Origin of the sequence: Flectobacillus roseus (assembly GCF_030056595.1) — a bacterium.
Taxonomy (GTDB): domain Bacteria; phylum Bacteroidota; class Bacteroidia; order Cytophagales; family Spirosomataceae; genus Flectobacillus; species Flectobacillus roseus.
The window spans coordinates 182,061-199,101 of sequence record NZ_JASHIF010000012.1; the positions used below are offsets into that span (position 1 = coordinate 182,061).

Sequence of the window (17,041 nt, forward strand, 5' to 3'; positions counted from 1 at the left end):
AGGGAATAGGAACAAAGTACTTGTGACAATACAATGCATCTGATGTAATGTTACGCAATCTGTATTTTTTAGCCAAAAAATTACGACTATCAATCGACCAAATACCCAAACTATTAGACAGTTATGGCATATTTCAAGTCTATTTTATCATAAAGATAAAATAAAAATCCACAGCCCAAACAAGAAGTTGTTTAGACTGTGGATGAAATCATTTTTAGGTCTTTTTAACCTTAAAATGCTCCTGCAAACTCTTTAGCAAAGTCCTGAATTTTGATAGAACCTACCTGTGGAGCACCACTTGCGTCAAAATCCTTTTGTAATTTTCCTTCACGAACTGCCACGCCCATTTCGGTATATAAGTTTGCCATTTCGGCAGGTAGACCAGCTTGTTGCATTCCTTGTAATGATTGTTCGTCGGTAAACTCTACCCAAGGAAGTTGTTTTCCAAGAGCATCCCCAAATGCTTTAGCCACCTCCGACAAACTTACATAGTCGCTAACAACATAACGAACCTGATGTCCTGTAGTACTGGTTTGTAATTCCTCCGCTACTGCTTCGGCGATATTTTGTGGATGCACCACTGGCATTTTAGCCTCAGCGGGATAATTAGCACCAATAATTCCCATACCTTTAATCAGTGGAACATTACTGTAGAAATTTGTATAGAAATACCCTGCTCGCATAAAGCTTACGTTCACATTGGGAAGTAATGTGCGATACAAATTTTCGATATGATAAAGCCCAGCGATTGGCCCAGTTCCATTTTCGAATTCAGCGCCAATACTACTAAGCATTACTACTTTTTGAACTCCTGCTTTTACAATAGCCTCAGCGTACGATTTTCCTGCGTTAACCGTGTTCTCGATGATGTTCTGACCACCCATGTTTGGAGGAGTCATTACATATACCGCATCAGAACCCGTAAAAGACTTTACCAAAAAATCAGTATCTGTAATCGAGCCAATAGCAGCCTGGGCACCAAGCGCTTCGATGGCAGACTTTCTATCTTCGTTGCTACTGATAACAGTTACTTCGTTAGAATTTGCTACCAATATTTTTACCAAATGTTTACCTATGTTTCCTAATGAACCTGTGACTGTAATTTTCATGATCTTATATTTTGTTTTTTGTTGATACAAAGGTATTTTTGTACTTACTTTTTTACAAGTACTTACCCTAAAGTATGTATCAAATGACAGCGATTAAAGAATCATCGACCATACAACAAAATAAGAAAACAGCCTTGGAACTATGTCCTGTAACTTTTACGATGGAAAAGATTGGAGGATACTGGAAGCCCATCATTATTTATCATTTATCTCAAGAAAGTAAACGATACAGTGAACTCAAAAAGGCGATTCCAGCTATTACTGAAAAAGTATTAATTCAGCATTTGAAGCAGTTAGAAGCAGACGGATTGTTAATCAGAGAAGCAAAACCAGTTGTGCCTCCTTTTGTAACTTACCAGTTGAGCGAATCTGGGAAAAAACTCCTTCCTGTCATACACGCCATGGCAACTTGGGCTTTTGAGCATCAGGGGAAAAGTGTTGATATGGAAGGTAAATAGTTTGAAAACTATTTACAAAAATAGGTTCAAGTCAAAGACTTGAACCAGTGCATACAATAAACATCTACACTATGAAATATTGGCGACTAAAATGTAAACGTCATGTTAATGGAGTCTCAAAAGGCTATTTTCCAGATGATTATAAGTATCATTCGAGTGAAGTTGAGAACTTTTTTTTTAGAGATCTTAATCCTTCCGATTTTTTTCTGGGTAATCTGCCTGATTTTGAAGTACGGCTTGATGGTATTATTTTGGATAAAAATGTCAGAGTGACTGATTTTATTGGCATTGGCGCATTATTGAGAGGTGTTTGCATTTCCGATAGAGTCAAAAAAATACTAGAGGAATATAATTTGCCAAACCATCGATTTTACCCAGTCACTTTTCATCAACCTAGTAAAGTTGAAAAAAAAATAGAGGTCATAGAGGGCTATTGGCTGTTACATTTTGAGTTGGAGTTTGGTGAAAATGTAGATTTTGAAAAATCAGAATTCGTTAACGATATTCTCTTTTTAGGTAAATCAGACCCTTCTCTAATCATTCGGGTAAACTCATTGGAGGAATATAAAGCAGTTCGTTTGTCGACGAAAAAAGGGCTCGTGGCAACTAAATTAGTATTAAAATCTAGCTTTGATATTAGCTTAGATGTGTGGTCTACCAGATTTTTGACGGTTGGTGGTAGTTATTTTTCCTCTAGGTTAATTAAACGATTAAAAAAAGAAAAAATAACTGGTTTTGAAGCTCTTGAACCTTTAAGTGATCTTGTTTTTGAATAGACCTAACTCTAACTCAAGTCGTTGACTTGAACCAGTGCATACAATAAACAACTACACTATGAAATATTGGCAACTACATTGTACAGATCATATTGATGGAACTTCAAAAGGTTATTTTCCTTATAATTACAAGTATCATTCGAGTGAGGTTGAGAACTTTTTTAACAGAGATTTTGAACCTTCCGATTTTTTTCTTGGCAATTTGCCTGATTTTGATGTACGGCTTGATGGTCTTATTTTGGATAAGAATGTCAGAGGAACTGATTTCATTGGCATTGACTCATTGTTGAAAGGTGTTTGTATTTCTGATAGAGTCAAAAAAATATTAGAAGAATATAATTTACCAAACCATAGATTTTATCCAGTAACTTTTCATCAACCTAGTAAAGTTGAAAAAAAAATAGAGCTTATAGAGGGCTATTGGCTGTTACATTTTGAATTGGAGTTTGGCGAAAATGTAGATTTTGAAAAATCAGAATTCGTCAACGATCTTTTCTTATTATACGCAAAAGACTCTTCTCAAATCATTCGAGTAAACTCATTGGAGGAATATCAAGCCGTTCGTTTATCGACGAAAAAAGGGCTTGTTGCAACTAAATTAGTATTAAAATCTAGCTTTGATACTAGCTTAGATGTGTGGGATACCAGATTTTTGACGGTTGGTGGTAGTTATTTTTCCTCTAGGTTAATTAAACGATTAAAAAAAGAAAAAATAACTGGTTTTGAAGTTTTCGAGCCTAAGACTAAACTTGTTTTTGAATAACGTTTTCCAGACTAAATATAGTCCAAGTCTTGGACTTGGACTCACTCTTTAAAAAGTTTACAAACTTTACTTTCGAGGTTTATCTATAAACAACTATTGCAAAAGCCTCAAGTCTAAGAATTGAAACTATAAAAGTAGAGTCAGGTTTTCAATAAATTCGACGACAACTACTTTGAACACAATCCTCATCCAATAATCTTCTTTCTATGTCCAGCTCCCCAATCACTCAAGGCTCTTAAAACATCCTTCAAGGTTTCGCTATATGGCGATGCTTCGTAAACAATACTCACGGGTGTGGTAGCATATACATTTCTGATGACTAACTCATTTTGCTCTAAATGTTTCAGCTCTTGAGCCAATATTTTGGGAGAAATACCTTCCACATCTTTCATGATTTCATTAAAACGCTTGGGAGCGTTTACCAAACTCAATACAATGGGTAATTTCCATTTCCCATTCAATACATACAAAGCATCTATTACATTCTTTAAATTGCTTGCGCATTCTGTTTTTGTCATTTTTGTTGCCATGATACAAAAATAATAGCTTTCATAAAGGGAAGCGCTTTCCTTTGGGAAACTAGTAACTTTCCGATACTTACTTTTTCTACCTTTGAGCCATTCAATTTTAAAAAACCAAAAGATGACTTCAAAGAAAATATTACAGCTTAATTCCAGTATAATGGGAGAGCAATCGTACAGCAAAAAACTGGGAAATGCTATTGTAGAAAAAATTCAGGAAAAATACCCAAACAGCACTGTTGAGCAATTAGACTTAGTAGAAAGTAACATTCCTCATCTTAGTCCAGAGACACTTCGGGCTATGTTTACGCCAACAGAATATCAAACCGATGAAGTAAAACAGCAACTTGAGCTATCGGACAAACTGGTAAAACAGTTATTTGATGCGGATATAATTGTAATAGGTGCAGCACTAATCAACCGCACAATTCATAGCTCACTAAAAGCTTGGATAGACCATATTACGCGTCGTGGTATTACATTTGGTTATAGTACAGAAGGTTTACCAATAGGCTTTGTAAAAGACAAAAAAGTATATGTTGCCATGAGTTCGGGTGGTATTTATACCGATGAGCAAGGCAAATTGCATGATTTTGTAGCACCTTATCTACAATCTTTTTTAGGGTTTTTGGGCATGACAGACCTTAGTGTATTCAGAGCAGAAGGACTACACGTACCTGTAGTTCAAGATACTGCGTTACAAAAAGGAATTGATAGCATTGTCATTGATTAATATATTGAAAGCCATTTTGAACACATTCAAACTTTTTGAACTTCAGACCTTTGTAACTCACAAATAAACAAAGCGATGAATAATAAATTAGAAAACAAAGTGGTAATTGTAACAGGTGCATCCAAAGGAATTGGTGCTGGAATTGCCAAACAAATGGGTGCATCTGGAGCAAAAGTGGTAGTAAATTATGCCTCAAGTAAAGAAAGTGCTAATGCGGTGGTTGAAGAAATAATCAGTGCGGGCGGAAACGCCGTTGCCATTCAAGGAGATATGTCAGAACAAAGCGATGTTAAACACCTTTTTGAAGAAACTTTAAATGTTTTTGGTGGCTTAGATGTTTTGGTTAATAACGCAGGTATTTATGGGTTTTCTCTATTAGAATCATTCACAGAGGATTCATACAGACGTATCTTCGACATCAATGTTTTAGGTGTACTTCTTGCATCTCAAGAAGCTGTCAGGCTATTTGGAGAAAATTGCCTATCAATTAGGGTTTGAATACTCACAATCCTTCAGCAAGCTATTCAAAAGCAAAACTAATTTGACACCTATTGAATACCGACATAGTTATAACTAGAAGCAGTAACTTCTAGTCCAAGTCTTGGACTTGGACTAGTATCAAAACTTTACTCTCAATTTTACTTCACCTTTTTAAATTGATTTTCGAGAGGTTCGTTTGCTTGTGATTCTAGGTTATTTTGTGATTGTTTGGAAAGGTATAAATCCAATGGGATTTTCTCCCAAAAAGTTGGGTTGAAAACCTCATTTACTTTAGGCCTTTGTCGTTTTAGGTTTCCCTCTTTATCAATCTCAAACCCAAATTCTTTCTTATAGGCATCTGAGCTTCCTGATATTTCCCCTAAATCTGTGAGGACTAACTGGTTTTTCTTAGTGATGCTTATTTCTTCTTCTGTTGGAGCATTTTTGTCTAGGAAGGATTCCTCATACGATATGTATTTAGGAAAATATTTTCCTTGGTATGGCTCATACAGAATGACTCCTTCTATATAATTCCACTTTGCCTTGAAGTCTTGCTCATTTTTGAGAACTTTATAAAGAGTCGTATATTTTTTAGTCGAAAATACTACCTTATGAATCGCGTAATTCTTCGCATTCACATAAAATTCGGCTTCGTATAAGCCTGCATGTATTGGAAAGAATGCCAAAGGTGTTTTGTTGATTTTTTTGAGTAAAGATGTACTCGGTTCACACCTCAATACATATACGACCTCATTGTTGTACATCGTAGTATCTACAATTTTGACCACACTTTTACTTTTCCCTTTCACCAAAAAACCTTTATGAAGTATATCTTCTTTCACGATGTTTAACCAATCATAAAACTTCCCTTCTTCCTTTAATCCACGTATATCTTTACCGTAGAAATAGGTACTTTTTCGCTGCTCTTTGACATTGATCAAATCTGTTGTTGAAACGTACATTGTGGGTAGTTCGGTGTAAGACCAATCAAATCCTCTATTGAAAATATCAAGTTTCATTTGCGTAAAACCCACACATTGCCCGTCTCTGAAGGAGGTTGAGGTAAATATCCCCTGTTGTTTGTAGATATTTTGATAGAAGTTATCTCCCATTTTTTGCTTTAATTTCTCCAAAATTTCTTCCGCAGATAAATAGGGGAAAATCATTACCTCTGGAAGTAGATACAATTTAGAAGACAAAGCAATATTCATGGGCTTAGACCCATCGATTTTGCTTTTGATGGTGCTATATCCAACACAGGAAAAAAATAAAGAATCTTGTAAGTATTGGCTGGGAACTTGGAGCACAAAATTGCCAAACTCATCACAAATAGTACCGATAGATGTATTGCTTATGCCTACTGAAACATAAGGAATACCCTTGGTGTCATCTTTTGAACTAACATGACCTTTTACTGTGGTAGATTGACCAACAAGGTGGTAGAAATGCCCTAAAAAAAGGCAAATCAGCAAAATAGTTTTTTTCATAGCGTAGGTATTTTAAATTTATAGAATGCTAATTTTTCATTTGACTCATCTAGGTATCCATCGGCGTAAATAAAGTTTTCGTCGTATCCAATAATATTAAAGCGACTAGGAACTTGAACATCTCCGACTAAAACAGTGCCTTTATAAATTTGCATTCTACGATTATTAGCGTCATCATCATCGAAGATATCCGCTTCACTATTGCCTGTGGTATAACATCTAAAGGTCAAATCCAACTTGGCAATTCTTTTAATAGCCGAGTAAAACCCTTTCGCTGCTCTTTCTTGAGAAAATACCTTTATAGCCTCTTTATAAGTGGTAGTTTCAATATACTTCTGGTTCATATCTACGCCTTTTCTTCCGAAGGCGTACAAAGGTTTCAATTGCTTGTCGTAAATATATATTAAAGAGTCTGCATCAAAATTTAAGTATAACTTACTGGCATCCATATCATAGCTCCAATTGGAAAAATTAGGCACATTAGGATGCGCTACATAATAATCAGAATAATGGAGAAGGTTTTTCTCCCATTTCCCTGTATTAATATTTACCCTTGCAAAAATGTTGGCTTGCTGGTAGTATGCCTTTGCAAAGGCACTGAAGTATCTATTAAACTTAGGGTGTGGGGATTCGATATTGAACAAAACATTCGTAGAATCTAACATCGTATGGTTATTCTGAAAATACTTTACTTCATATACTTCTAAAAAGGATGCCTTGGGCTTATCAATAAGCTCTTTTTTCGAAATAGTTGAGTCTGTATTAAGCGAAGAGACTTTTATTTTTTGCCATTTGCTGTCATATTGATAAATTCGGTATCCTTCGAATAACACATTATTACTTCCATTTTTACACCAAGAGTCTATTTCTCTTGGTCCTTTACCTTTAGATAGTGGCGTTGAAACGAACTTACCTGTTTTATCAAAGATTGAGACAGCGCCATACATTTTATCAAAATATAGCAGTTGACTTCCATCCATTTTCCAAAATCCACGGTACGAGAATTTTGGAAGATTGACAAAGACCGTATCAATACCGATTTGTGTGATTGATAGCTGTTGCGCTGTGGGCTTTATCTCCCAGTTGCTAGTTGTAGATTCCTTTTTAGACTGACATCCAGTCATTACCAAAAGTAATACGATGAATACTTTTGAGTAAAAATTATTAAGCATATAGACTATTTGTTTAGTTGTTTCAAGCGAGTTTGTTGTTACCTAGTAGGGCAATAATAGAAAAATCCTATTTGTCAGAATATCAAATAGTTAAACCATATTAAAACAATAACTTGGGAAGATTACAGGCATACAATAGTACTTGAAGAAGCCTAAGGTTAGAGCATCTTATGTTTACCGTATAAAGTAAGATAAAGTGCTGTGAAATGAACGAATAGGAAATACTCATGTCGGGAAATCGAGCCCTTGTATAGAACTGTAGAGTTTGGCATGATACTTAAAAAGGTTATGGAGGTTTTGGCGTATTAATTTTGGTAGAATAACTACTTAATAGAAGAAATATTGTGTGTGATACGACTGATTTTTAGACGATTCCTATAGTTCTTGATTCAAGTCTTTGCCTTAAACTCACCCTCTTTAAAGTTTCAAAACATTACTTCCAATATTTCAGTATCTATAATAATTTTGCAATGGTAATTTTATTACCTATAACACATCATTATTAAACCTATCATTTTATATCCCTTACTATGCACAACTCTCATTTAGTCGAGTTAGTCCAGACTATGCTCAATTGTAGTGAAACGCCATCTCTATTTGTTTCTCCTAGTCATGAAATCATTTCATTCAATGCCCATTTTGAAACAATATTTAATTGGCACAATCCTCAACCACTCCAAAAAGGTTTATCTATCACCGAACACCAACTTCCTTTCGACCACAATCATTATTTTCGGCTATTCGAAGAAGTAATGTCTGGTCAAAAAGTAGATACTAGCTTGACAAAGCAAAGCCATTCAAACACCATTCAATGCTACATCAAAGGAGAACCCATCTACTGTAATCAAGGCACGATTCAAGGGGCTCTTTTCTCCTTCAAAAACCTACCTTTAAGCCCTCCTTCCTACAGAGAAATCGATACGCTCACACACTGTTTTGAATCCATCTTATCAGAGGCTCACGAAGGTGTCTTATTCCTAAATCAAGACCTCACGATTTTATACCACAACGAAGCGCTCACGAAGCAATACATGTATGACAACAGGCATCTTCTCAAAAATGGAGCCAACATTTTAGAGGTTGTAAGCGAGGTAGATAGGGCTCAGACGGAGTTTCTATTGAAATTGGCTTTAGAAGGTAAAATAATTGATAGAGAGGTTCCTGTTAATGCTTCTAATGGGCAAACTTACTGGTTTAAAATAAAGATATTCCCTATCAAAAATTCAACAAATCAAGTCATTGGTGTTACCATTTTATCACTTGATGTTTCTCAAAAAAGAAAGTTTGAATTAGACCTGCAAGAAAGTGAAATCAGGTTCAAAAATATCATCGAAAATACGCCCATCGCACTCGCCGTACTTGACAAAAACTTCAGAGTTATTCATATCAATTCAGCAGCAGAAGAACTTCTAGGCTATACTTGTGAAGAATTAGCAGGAACAGATATCCGTAATATCATCTTTTGTTCTTATTTCGATGATATGGGCAGTAGTCCGCTTTTTGAAAATTCTGATGCCTTTTTTACTAACCTAACTTCCGATAGGTTTATTTCTACAATCAACAAAGCAGGCGAGCTTGTTACCGTCGATATTACAATCAATGCCTACAGGTTTAATACCAATAAAACCATTGTGCTAGCAGCGAGAGACGTTCGTGTTTTGCTCAAACAAGAAGAAAAGCTACAATTACATTCGGAATTGTTCAGAAAAATAGCTTGGCAACAGTCTCATGAAGTGCGCAAGCCACTTGCCAATATCAAAGGCATTACGGAATTACTTCTGGACAACGCAACCTCCTCTTCGATCGACTTATATCTCAACTATCTGAAAGAGGCTACCGAGGAGCTCGATACAATCATTAAGAATATCGTTAATCAAACTTATCTGACACAGGGTGAGTAATGGGCTTTCAGGGGTCAGCTATGGGGATTTCGGATTTCGGATTTGGGATTTGGGAAATAGAGATTATTACCTTTATTTCCGAAATCCAATATTAAGTAAGTGAGCAAAGTTTTTTGTTTTAGGCACGAGGCAACAGACACAAGGCCACGAGTGTAATTTTTTTAGTAGATACAGATTCATTTTTGCCGAATGCCCAAAGCTGAAAGCCGATACATGAGAGCTTTAGGCAATAGGCAACCAGTGTAAAATTGTTTTTTATGAAATTATAAAGACCTTTTGCCTAATGCCTACGGCTTACAGCCTAAAGTAGCGACAAAAATCCTAATGATAAGAACGCATTTGAACAACATAAAATCCTTCGTACAGCACAAATCTAATATCCGAAATCCATGCTTTTTTAATCCTACCTATAACTCTAACTCGTACTTCACTATTGCTTATCTGCTTTTCTAAAATCTCTGGGAGATATACCCATCACTGTTGTAAAAACTCGACTAAAATGATAGGGGTCACTATAGCCTATCTGATAAGCGATTTCTTTGATGCGAAGCCTGCTATATTCCAACAATCGACAAGCTTGTTGGATTTTAAGAACGGTAAAAAATTGGATAGGCGAACTTTGCACTTTCTGACGAAATACCGCTGAGAAATGCGAAGTAGACATCCCTGCCACTTCAGCAAGTTGCTCTAATGTCAACATTTCTGTCAGATGCTCTCTCATATAATTGATGACTCGTGAAATGGAATCGGGGTCATCAATACGCTGTGAATTTGGACTAAATACTGTAGATTTGAAGGTTGTCAAAAAATACGCAAAGCGGGTATTAGCATAGACCATATTATCATCGTTGAATGACATCTCGATATGTGTCATAATATCTTCGAAAATAACAATCCTGTCGTTGTTTGGAGCTAGAAATATTGGCATTACTCTATCTGAATTATCCAGTAAAAAATTCCAATAATCTGATGCTTTTGTTCCTGTAAAATGTACCCAATAGATTGTCCAAGGATTATCACTATTGGCTCCGTATTTATGTGGTATATGGGCAGGTAGTATAAAAAAATAGTCAGGGGTTATCTCATATCTCGACCCATTTATTTCAAAGTATCCTTCCCCTTGCACACAATAAATCAAGATATATTGAGGACAACCAGATTTTCGCTCCCTTGCATGAAAGCTTGCCTTGGGATAGTAGCCAATATCTGTAATATGCAGGGCTTCCAGCAAAGGATGTTGAGATATTCGTGTTAACAAATCGCTGGGTACCACATAAGATCGCTGCCCTATAAATCCTTCCTTTTTCTCTATCATCGCCATACAATCATAATATTATCTATCTTTTTCATTAAAATAGTCATGTAAAAGTAATTATTCAAGTTCTATTTTTGCATAAATCCAATCGAGATAATCAAAAAATATCTTCCCAAAACACAAAAAATAAAGTATTATAACCTTTTGAATATCTATAAGTCTTGATAAATTTTACTAAATCATATATGTGCAAATTTTACAAACAACGATAACACATTAATAATAAAGCCATTAATCATTACAATTTAATCCTAACCCATTTTTACCTATACCTTCATGATTATGATAATAGTATGCCTTAGAGAAAATCCTATTTACCATAAATATATTCAGTGATTTATCCATCTTTTGTATAAGCTTTAAGCTTTCCTATTACCAAATTCATCTTTATAATCTCCTAATCACCATACTTACAGACAGTATTTAAAAATTTTCTTTTCTACTTAGAGTATAATAAAATCATTATTCATTACCATTATGAGAACAGCAAGCATATCGAGTTGTCCTCCTCTAACTCTAGCCATCTACAGCTATTCTGAGCCTTTAAACCAAGCTATTACTCACGCGCTTATTCCATAAATTAACTCGTTACGGAATTATTACTCTTATGAATACCAACAAATTACTCTTCATTAGTAGCATCGTTTTAATCGGAGGATACTCTGTATACTCTTTTTGGGGAGCAAACAACAACGTTGATTACAGCACAGAAGTAAAACCGATTTTAAATAAACACTGTATTTCATGTCATGGTGGCGTAAAAAAGCAGGGAGGCTTTAGTCTATTATTTCGAGAAGAAGCCCTAGGAAAGACTGAGTCTGGAAAACCCGCCATTATTCCAGGTGATGCCAAACATTCTGAGTTTATTATTCGTCTGACGCATAAAGACCCAGAGGAAAGAATGCCGTTGAAGAAAGAACCTCTGAAAAAAGAAGAGATAGAAATTTTGACTAAATGGGTAAATCAAGGAGCGAATTGGGGCGAACACTGGGCTTTTGTCAAACCAGAAATGCCCAAAGTTCCCAATAAAAGCTTTTTTGCAGGCATATTTAGCTGGTTTTCTACTAAATGGGAGAAAAACGACATTGATTATTTTATCAAAAATAAACTAGATGAAGAAGGGTTATCACCTTCGAAACAAGCCGAAAAATCTATTCTACTTCGCAGAGTGTGCTTAGACCTGACGGGCTTACCTCCTACCGACAAGCAGATGCAGGATTTCTTGAATGACAATTCAGATAATGCTTATGAAAAAGTTGTGGATGCCTTACTAGCTTCTCCTCAATATGGCGAACGATGGGCTGGTATGTGGCTAGACATGGCAAGATATTCGGATACCAAGGGTTATGAAAAAGACGAAGCTCGCAATATCTGGCAATATCGCGACTACGTCATCAAGGCATTTAATAAGAATATTCCTTATAATCAATTTATCAAGGAACAACTAGCTGGCGATTTATTAAAAAACCCTTCCGAAGAACAATACATCGCTACTGCCTTTCATCGTAATACCGTTAACAATGACGAAGGTGGTACTGATGATGAAGAATTTCGAAATGCCTCGATGGTCGACCGTGTAAATACGACTTGGGAGATGCTTCAGGGAACAACTATGGCCTGTGTACAATGCCACTCGCATCCTTATGATCCAATTCGACATGAGGACTATTACAAATCAATGGCATTTTTTTATAATACTCGCGACGAAGATATTCCTGATGATTCGCCATACCTCCGCCAATTTACCCAACCAGAAGATAAAGCAAAGCTTGAGCGGTTGAAAAGCTGGTTGAAAAGCAATTTTGGCACCGCCAAAGAGCAGGAGATATCCCACTACTTGACTTTTTTAGAGCCCAAAATTCATCCACATGCAGGAGACCAATTTATCAATGGCGCCCTAGCAGATAACAAGTATTTGGGTGTTCGCAATGGCGGTTCTGTTCGCTTCAAAGCCCTTCCTGTAGAAGGCAAGCGACACCTTTTGGTCGCTTATGGCAACAAAACTGGCAGCCCTACTTTGATGGAAATACGCCTTGGTTCACTAACAGGGAAACTCTTGACGACTATCAAGCTAGATACCACCCAAAAAGGTGGCTGGACCAACTCATGGGATTATCAGTTATATGATTTGCCTGCCATGAGTGGTCGTCAGGATTGGTATCTTGTATTTAAAAATACCAAGGTAAAACCTGACCAAAGCACCTGTGTCATTGGAAGTTTTACCTTATTACCTGAATTTCCGGGAAAAGATAGAGCTGATTTTAGTCAAAGAAAAAAGGATTTTCTAGCCTTAATCAGTGCCAGCACCGAAAATACCCCTGTGATGCTGGATTCGCCAAAAGAGTTTACTCGTCAAACACAGGTTTGGGAGCGGGGTAATTGGTTGGCCAAAACGCAAGTGGTGACACCAGAAGTACCTGCGATATTTGGAGGATTACCTAAAAATGCCCCTAAAAATCGTCTTGGACTAGCCATGTGGTTAGGAAGTCAAGACAATCCGTTAACAGCCAGAGTAGCGGTAAATCGCTTTTGGGAACAAATTTTTGGCATAGGTTTGGTCGAAACTTTGGAAGATTTTGGCACACAAGGATTTACGCCTACGCATCCAGCTTTGTTGGACTATCTAGCCGTAAAATTCATGACTGAATACCAATGGAAACCCAAGCAACTCTTGAAAGAAATGGTTATGTCGGCTACATACCAACAAGATTCTAAAGCCAACCCAGATTTATTAGAAAAAGACCCTATGAATCGACTTTTAGCCCGTGGACCAAGAGTACGCTTGTCAGCTGAGCAAATCCGAGATCAAGCCTTACTGGTGAGCGGCTTGTTAAGTCCTAAAATGTATGGAAAAAGCGTAATGCCGTATCAACCCGATGGAATTTGGAATACACCTTACAGTAGCATGGCTTGGAAAACAAGTGAAAAAGACGATCAGTATCGAAGAGCCTTATACACCTATTGGCGACGCTCAACGCCCTATCCTTCGATGATTACTTTTGACGGCGCTAATCGTGATATTTGCTTGGCAAGAAGAATCCGAACCAATACGCCTTTACAGGCACTTGTCACGCTCAATGACCCTGTGTATTTGGAATGTGCCAAACATCTAGCCCAAAAAATGGATCATATTCAAGGCTCGTTTGACACACAAGTTAGTAATACTTATCAATTTACGATTGGTAAACCTATTTCTAAGAAAAAATTAGCGGTATTTAAACGACTCTATACCAATTCATTGCAAGCATATCGGCAGAATAAAAGCGAAGCCGAAAAGCTTCTCAATATTTGTCCTGATGATAATATAAAACCTAAAAACATTCCAGACTTAGCTGCTAAAACCCTCGTAGCTAGTACGTTGCTGAATCTGGATGAGTTTATTATGAAAGAATAAATTTGATTGTGGATTTTTGATTTCGGAGGTCAGATTTTCTTAAACCTAAAAGCTTTTGTTCATTGAATAAACGTATGAAAAACTTACAGCAAGAACTTCTTTTTGAAAAGCTTCGCTACGAGACCCGTCGGCATTTTCTCAAGCAATGCACTACGGGCTTGGGGATGATGGCTATGGGTTCGTTACTGCAAAGTTGTAGCAGTACTCCACAGAATACAGTAGCGAGTGCGGCTAATCCTCTTGCACCCAAAATGCCTCATTTTGCAGGTAAAGCCAAATCTGTCATTTACTTACATATGGCAGGTGCGCCTTCGCAGCTGGAGTTATTTGATTACAAACCCGATTTGATGAAATTGGATGGAAAAGACTGTCCAGCTTCTTTTCTAGAAGGCAAAAAGTTTGCCTTTATCCGTGGTGTCCCGCAAATGATGGGACCACAAGCCCAATTCCAACAAGTAGGTCAAAGTGGCGCTTGGGTTTCGGATAAAATGCCTCATTTACAATCAGTGGCAGATGATATTTCGTTTATCAAGGCGATGTACACCGACCAGTTCAACCATGCTCCTGCGCAATTGCTACTTCACACAGGTTCGGCTCGCTTAGGGCGACCGAGTACGGGTACGTGGGCAACGTATGGTTTGGGATCCGAAAATCAGAACTTACCGGGATACATGGTGCTTACTTCTGGTGGAAAAAACCCAGATGGCGGCAAGGCCTTGTGGGGTAGCGGATTTTTACCTTCGGTGTACCAAGGTGTTCAATGTCGGAATCAGGGTGAGCCTGTTTTATATATTTCAGACCCAGCAGGAATGAGTCGTGATTTACGCAAAAGTACCATCGATGCCATTACCGAAATCAATAAAGAATCTTACGAAGAGTTTCATGACCCTGAAACCTTAGCACGTATTTCGCAATACGAAATGGCCTTCAGGATGCAGACTACTGTACCAGAAGTAATGGATATTACCAAAGAACCAGCCTATATCCACGAAATGTACGGCACACAATTAGGCAAAGAATCCTTTGCCAACAACTGCCTGCTAGCACGCAAACTCGTAGAACAAGGCGTGCGTTTTGTACAACTTTTTGATTGGGGATGGGACTCCCACGGCGGAGGTTCGGAAGATACTGACGTGGCAAATGGTTTGACCAAAAAATGTTCGACCGTCGACAAAGCCATTACAGCTTTAATCCAAGACTTAAAACAAAGAGGTTTACTAGATGAAACACTCATCGTTTGGGGAGCAGAATTTGGGAGAACCCCAATGGCAGAAAATCGCGAAGGTAAAGCGGCTGCCTTCAAAGGAAGAGACCACCATACCGAAGCGTTCACCGTTTGGATGGCAGGCGGAGGCATCAAGGGCGGCTATTCACACGGCGAAACAGATCCTGTGGGTTATGTCGGCATAAAAGACCGTACTTCTGTTTTTGATTTGCAAGCAACCATCATGCACTGTTTAGGCTTCAACCATGAAGAATTTACCTATCCATTTCAAGGTAGAAACTTTAGATTAACCGATACTAGTGGAAAAGTTATCCGTTCGGTTTTGTCTTAATGATGCCTTAGGCTATGAGCTATAGGTATTAGACAAATCACTAGCCTAAATCTATAATTCTCAATTAGTACTGTAAGAAGAATTTCCAATAATTGCGGATTTGGGATTTCTGATTTCGGAAATAAAGAAAATAAATGATTAAACTTCCGAAATCCCATATCCGATATCCGAAATAGTTTGGAAACTCTTCGTACAGTATTGATTCACAATTCGTAATTTACCATTAACATATTATCCTCTATGTACGAGCATCAATCCAGAAGAAATTTCCTCAAAACTAGCACCTTAGCTGTAGGAGCTGGTTTAATCACCAATACTAGTTTAGGCAATAAAACATCTCAAAAAATGGAAGAAATCATCATTGGGCATAATTCCCACAAGTACAAAGTAGTAGCAGGATGGGGCGTACTAGATGCTGCTAAAAACCCTGTGAACGACTGTCACGAAATGGTAGAAGATGCCAAAGGTCGTTTGATTATGTGTACCAACGAAACCAAAAACAATATCTTGATTTATGATAAATCAGGAAAATTATTGGAAGCTTGGGGCACAAGTTACCCCGGTGCACATGGTCTGTCCATTTCAAATGAAGGTGCCGAACAGTTTTTATTTATTTGTGATAACAATCGTCATCAAGTCATCAAAACCGACTTGAAAGGACGTGAAGTAATGAAATTGGAATATCCTAAAGAAACAGGCGTTTATGAATCGCCTAACCGCTTTGTACCTACAGAAACAGCTATTAACCCAGCCAATGGCGATATCTATGTAGCTGATGGATATGGTTCACAATATATTATTCAATATGACAGCAAAGGCCGATACATCCGTCATTTTGGAGGTTACTCAAATGCTTATACTGACGATAAATTTGATACTTGTCACGGTGTTTTGGTAGATACTCGTGATAAAAAGAATCCAACTTTATTGATTACAGACCGTTCGCATACTTGTATCAAAAGATTTACACTTGACGGAAAATTCTTGGCGGTGTATCATTTACCGGGCACTTTTGTGTGCAGACCAGTATTACATGGCGACTATATTTTTGCAGCAGCCTACAGAAGCTCCGACCAATCTTGGAATAACTCGGGTTATATTCAGGTAATGGATAAAAATATGAAAGTAATCTCAACCCCTGGTGGGTCTGAGCCGACTTACAAAGATGGTAAGCTACAACGTCAGTACAAAGACGACCCTCACAATGTGTTTATGCACCCTCATGATGTATATGTAGACTCTGACGAAAACGTGTACATTCCTCAGTGGAATTCTAAAAAAACATATCCCATCAAACTGGAAAGAATTGCTTAAGCGTGATGAGTTTTGAATGCGGAATGAGGAGTGATTTTTAGAGCAATGGGGGCTGAGTGGTG

Annotated in this window: 14 protein-coding genes and 1 pseudogene; 10 read left to right on the forward strand and 5 right to left on the reverse strand. The window is 37.4% G+C overall.

The features are described from left to right. Positions 1-230: 230 nt before the first annotated feature. Positions 231-1,109: an NmrA family NAD(P)-binding protein gene (locus QM524_RS16000; RefSeq protein ID WP_283345338.1), complete on the reverse strand. Its 879-nt coding sequence runs from the start codon at positions 1,107-1,109 to the stop codon at positions 231-233. Between the two features lie 83 nt (positions 1,110-1,192). Here QM524_RS16000 and QM524_RS16005 point away from each other — a divergent pair, with 83 nt between their 5' ends. The 3 genes from QM524_RS16005 (at position 1,193) to QM524_RS16015 (ending at position 3,106) form a co-directional block, all read left to right on the forward strand. Then, a complete protein-coding gene (locus tag QM524_RS16005) occupies positions 1,193-1,567 on the forward strand; it encodes a winged helix-turn-helix transcriptional regulator (protein WP_095160616.1) in 375 nt (124 codons plus the stop codon). Positions 1,568-1,638: 71 nt separating this feature from the next. Then, positions 1,639-2,343: a hypothetical protein gene (locus QM524_RS16010; protein ID WP_283345339.1), complete on the forward strand. Its 705-nt coding sequence runs from the start codon at positions 1,639-1,641 to the stop codon at positions 2,341-2,343. 58 nt (positions 2,344-2,401) lie between these two features. Further along, positions 2,402-3,106 carry a hypothetical protein gene (locus QM524_RS16015; protein WP_283345340.1) on the forward strand — a complete coding sequence of 235 codons (705 nt, stop codon included), beginning with the start codon at positions 2,402-2,404 and terminating at the stop codon, positions 3,104-3,106. 185 nt (positions 3,107-3,291) lie between these two features. On the opposite strand, the gene QM524_RS16020 is transcribed toward QM524_RS16015, so the two are convergent. Then, positions 3,292-3,624 (reverse strand): winged helix-turn-helix transcriptional regulator, encoded by a 333-nt coding sequence (locus QM524_RS16020; RefSeq protein ID WP_283345341.1) that lies wholly within the window; start codon positions 3,622-3,624, stop codon positions 3,292-3,294. A gap of 124 nt (positions 3,625-3,748) precedes the next feature. On the opposite strand from QM524_RS16020, the gene QM524_RS16025 reads away from it, so the two are divergent. The 3 genes and pseudogenes from QM524_RS16025 to QM524_RS16035 all read left to right on the forward strand — a co-directional run. Further along, positions 3,749-4,360, forward strand: coding sequence for an FMN-dependent NADH-azoreductase (locus tag QM524_RS16025; protein ID WP_283345342.1), 612 nt, complete (start codon positions 3,749-3,751; stop codon positions 4,358-4,360). Between the two features lie 75 nt (positions 4,361-4,435). Then, positions 4,436-4,858, forward strand: coding sequence for an SDR family NAD(P)-dependent oxidoreductase (locus QM524_RS16030; protein WP_283345343.1), 423 nt, complete (start codon positions 4,436-4,438; stop codon positions 4,856-4,858). Beyond that, a pseudogene (locus tag QM524_RS16035) lies at positions 4,827-4,937 on the forward strand (AraC family transcriptional regulator); the annotation flags it as partial. The gene QM524_RS16030 and the pseudogene QM524_RS16035, both read left to right, overlap by 32 nt. Before the next feature lie 61 nt (positions 4,938-4,998). On the opposite strand, the gene QM524_RS16040 reads toward QM524_RS16035, so the two are convergent. After that, a complete protein-coding gene (locus tag QM524_RS16040) occupies positions 4,999-6,327 on the reverse strand; it encodes a carboxypeptidase-like regulatory domain-containing protein (RefSeq protein ID WP_283345344.1) in 1,329 nt (442 codons plus the stop codon). Beyond that, entirely contained in the window at positions 6,324-7,499 is a 1,176-nt protein-coding gene (locus QM524_RS16045; protein ID WP_283345345.1) for a hypothetical protein, read from the reverse strand. The genes QM524_RS16040 and QM524_RS16045 overlap by 4 nt, the downstream gene beginning before the upstream one ends. Before the next feature lie 566 nt (positions 7,500-8,065). Here QM524_RS16045 and QM524_RS16050 point away from each other — a divergent pair. Then, on the forward strand, positions 8,066-9,400 hold the full coding sequence (locus QM524_RS16050) for a PAS domain S-box protein (RefSeq protein ID WP_283345346.1): 1,335 nt from the start codon (positions 8,066-8,068) through the stop codon (positions 9,398-9,400). 430 nt (positions 9,401-9,830) lie between these two features. On the opposite strand, the gene QM524_RS16055 is transcribed toward QM524_RS16050, so the two are convergent. Further along, on the reverse strand, positions 9,831-10,721 hold the full coding sequence (locus QM524_RS16055) for an AraC family transcriptional regulator (protein ID WP_283345347.1): 891 nt from the start codon (positions 10,719-10,721) through the stop codon (positions 9,831-9,833). Positions 10,722-11,322: 601 nt separating this feature from the next. Between QM524_RS16055 and QM524_RS16060 the strand changes: the two genes are divergently transcribed. From QM524_RS16060 to QM524_RS16070, 3 genes are all read left to right on the forward strand, one after another. Further along, the gene (locus QM524_RS16060; protein WP_283345348.1) at positions 11,323-14,109 is read left to right on the forward strand and encodes a DUF1553 domain-containing protein; all 2,787 of its coding nucleotides are present in this window, start codon (positions 11,323-11,325) and stop codon (positions 14,107-14,109) included. Between the two features lie 74 nt (positions 14,110-14,183). Beyond that, positions 14,184-15,665: a DUF1501 domain-containing protein gene (locus tag QM524_RS16065; protein ID WP_283345349.1), complete on the forward strand. Its 1,482-nt coding sequence runs from the start codon at positions 14,184-14,186 to the stop codon at positions 15,663-15,665. 240 nt (positions 15,666-15,905) lie between these two features. Further along, entirely contained in the window at positions 15,906-16,979 is a 1,074-nt protein-coding gene (locus tag QM524_RS16070) for a twin-arginine translocation signal domain-containing protein (RefSeq protein ID WP_283345350.1), read from the forward strand. Positions 16,980-17,041: the final 62 nt, after the last annotated feature.

Coding starts and splice junctions, on each gene's coding strand:
- QM524_RS16000 (WP_283345338.1), bottom strand. CDS start 1,109: ATGAAAATTACAGTCACAGGTTCATTAGGAAACATAGGTAAACATTTG.
- QM524_RS16005 (WP_095160616.1), top strand. CDS start 1,193: ATGACAGCGATTAAAGAATCATCGACCATACAACAAAATAAGAAAACA.
- QM524_RS16010 (WP_283345339.1), top strand. CDS start 1,639: ATGAAATATTGGCGACTAAAATGTAAACGTCATGTTAATGGAGTCTCA.
- QM524_RS16015 (WP_283345340.1), top strand. CDS start 2,402: ATGAAATATTGGCAACTACATTGTACAGATCATATTGATGGAACTTCA.
- QM524_RS16020 (WP_283345341.1), bottom strand. CDS start 3,624: ATGACAAAAACAGAATGCGCAAGCAATTTAAAGAATGTAATAGATGCT.
- QM524_RS16025 (WP_283345342.1), top strand. CDS start 3,749: ATGACTTCAAAGAAAATATTACAGCTTAATTCCAGTATAATGGGAGAG.
- QM524_RS16030 (WP_283345343.1), top strand. CDS start 4,436: ATGAATAATAAATTAGAAAACAAAGTGGTAATTGTAACAGGTGCATCC.
- QM524_RS16040 (WP_283345344.1), bottom strand. CDS start 6,327: ATGAAAAAAACTATTTTGCTGATTTGCCTTTTTTTAGGGCATTTCTAC.
- QM524_RS16045 (WP_283345345.1), bottom strand. CDS start 7,499: ATGCTTAATAATTTTTACTCAAAAGTATTCATCGTATTACTTTTGGTA.
- QM524_RS16050 (WP_283345346.1), top strand. CDS start 8,066: ATGCTCAATTGTAGTGAAACGCCATCTCTATTTGTTTCTCCTAGTCAT.
- QM524_RS16055 (WP_283345347.1), bottom strand. CDS start 10,721: ATGGCGATGATAGAGAAAAAGGAAGGATTTATAGGGCAGCGATCTTAT.
- QM524_RS16060 (WP_283345348.1), top strand. CDS start 11,323: ATGAATACCAACAAATTACTCTTCATTAGTAGCATCGTTTTAATCGGA.
- QM524_RS16065 (WP_283345349.1), top strand. CDS start 14,184: ATGAAAAACTTACAGCAAGAACTTCTTTTTGAAAAGCTTCGCTACGAG.
- QM524_RS16070 (WP_283345350.1), top strand. CDS start 15,906: ATGTACGAGCATCAATCCAGAAGAAATTTCCTCAAAACTAGCACCTTA.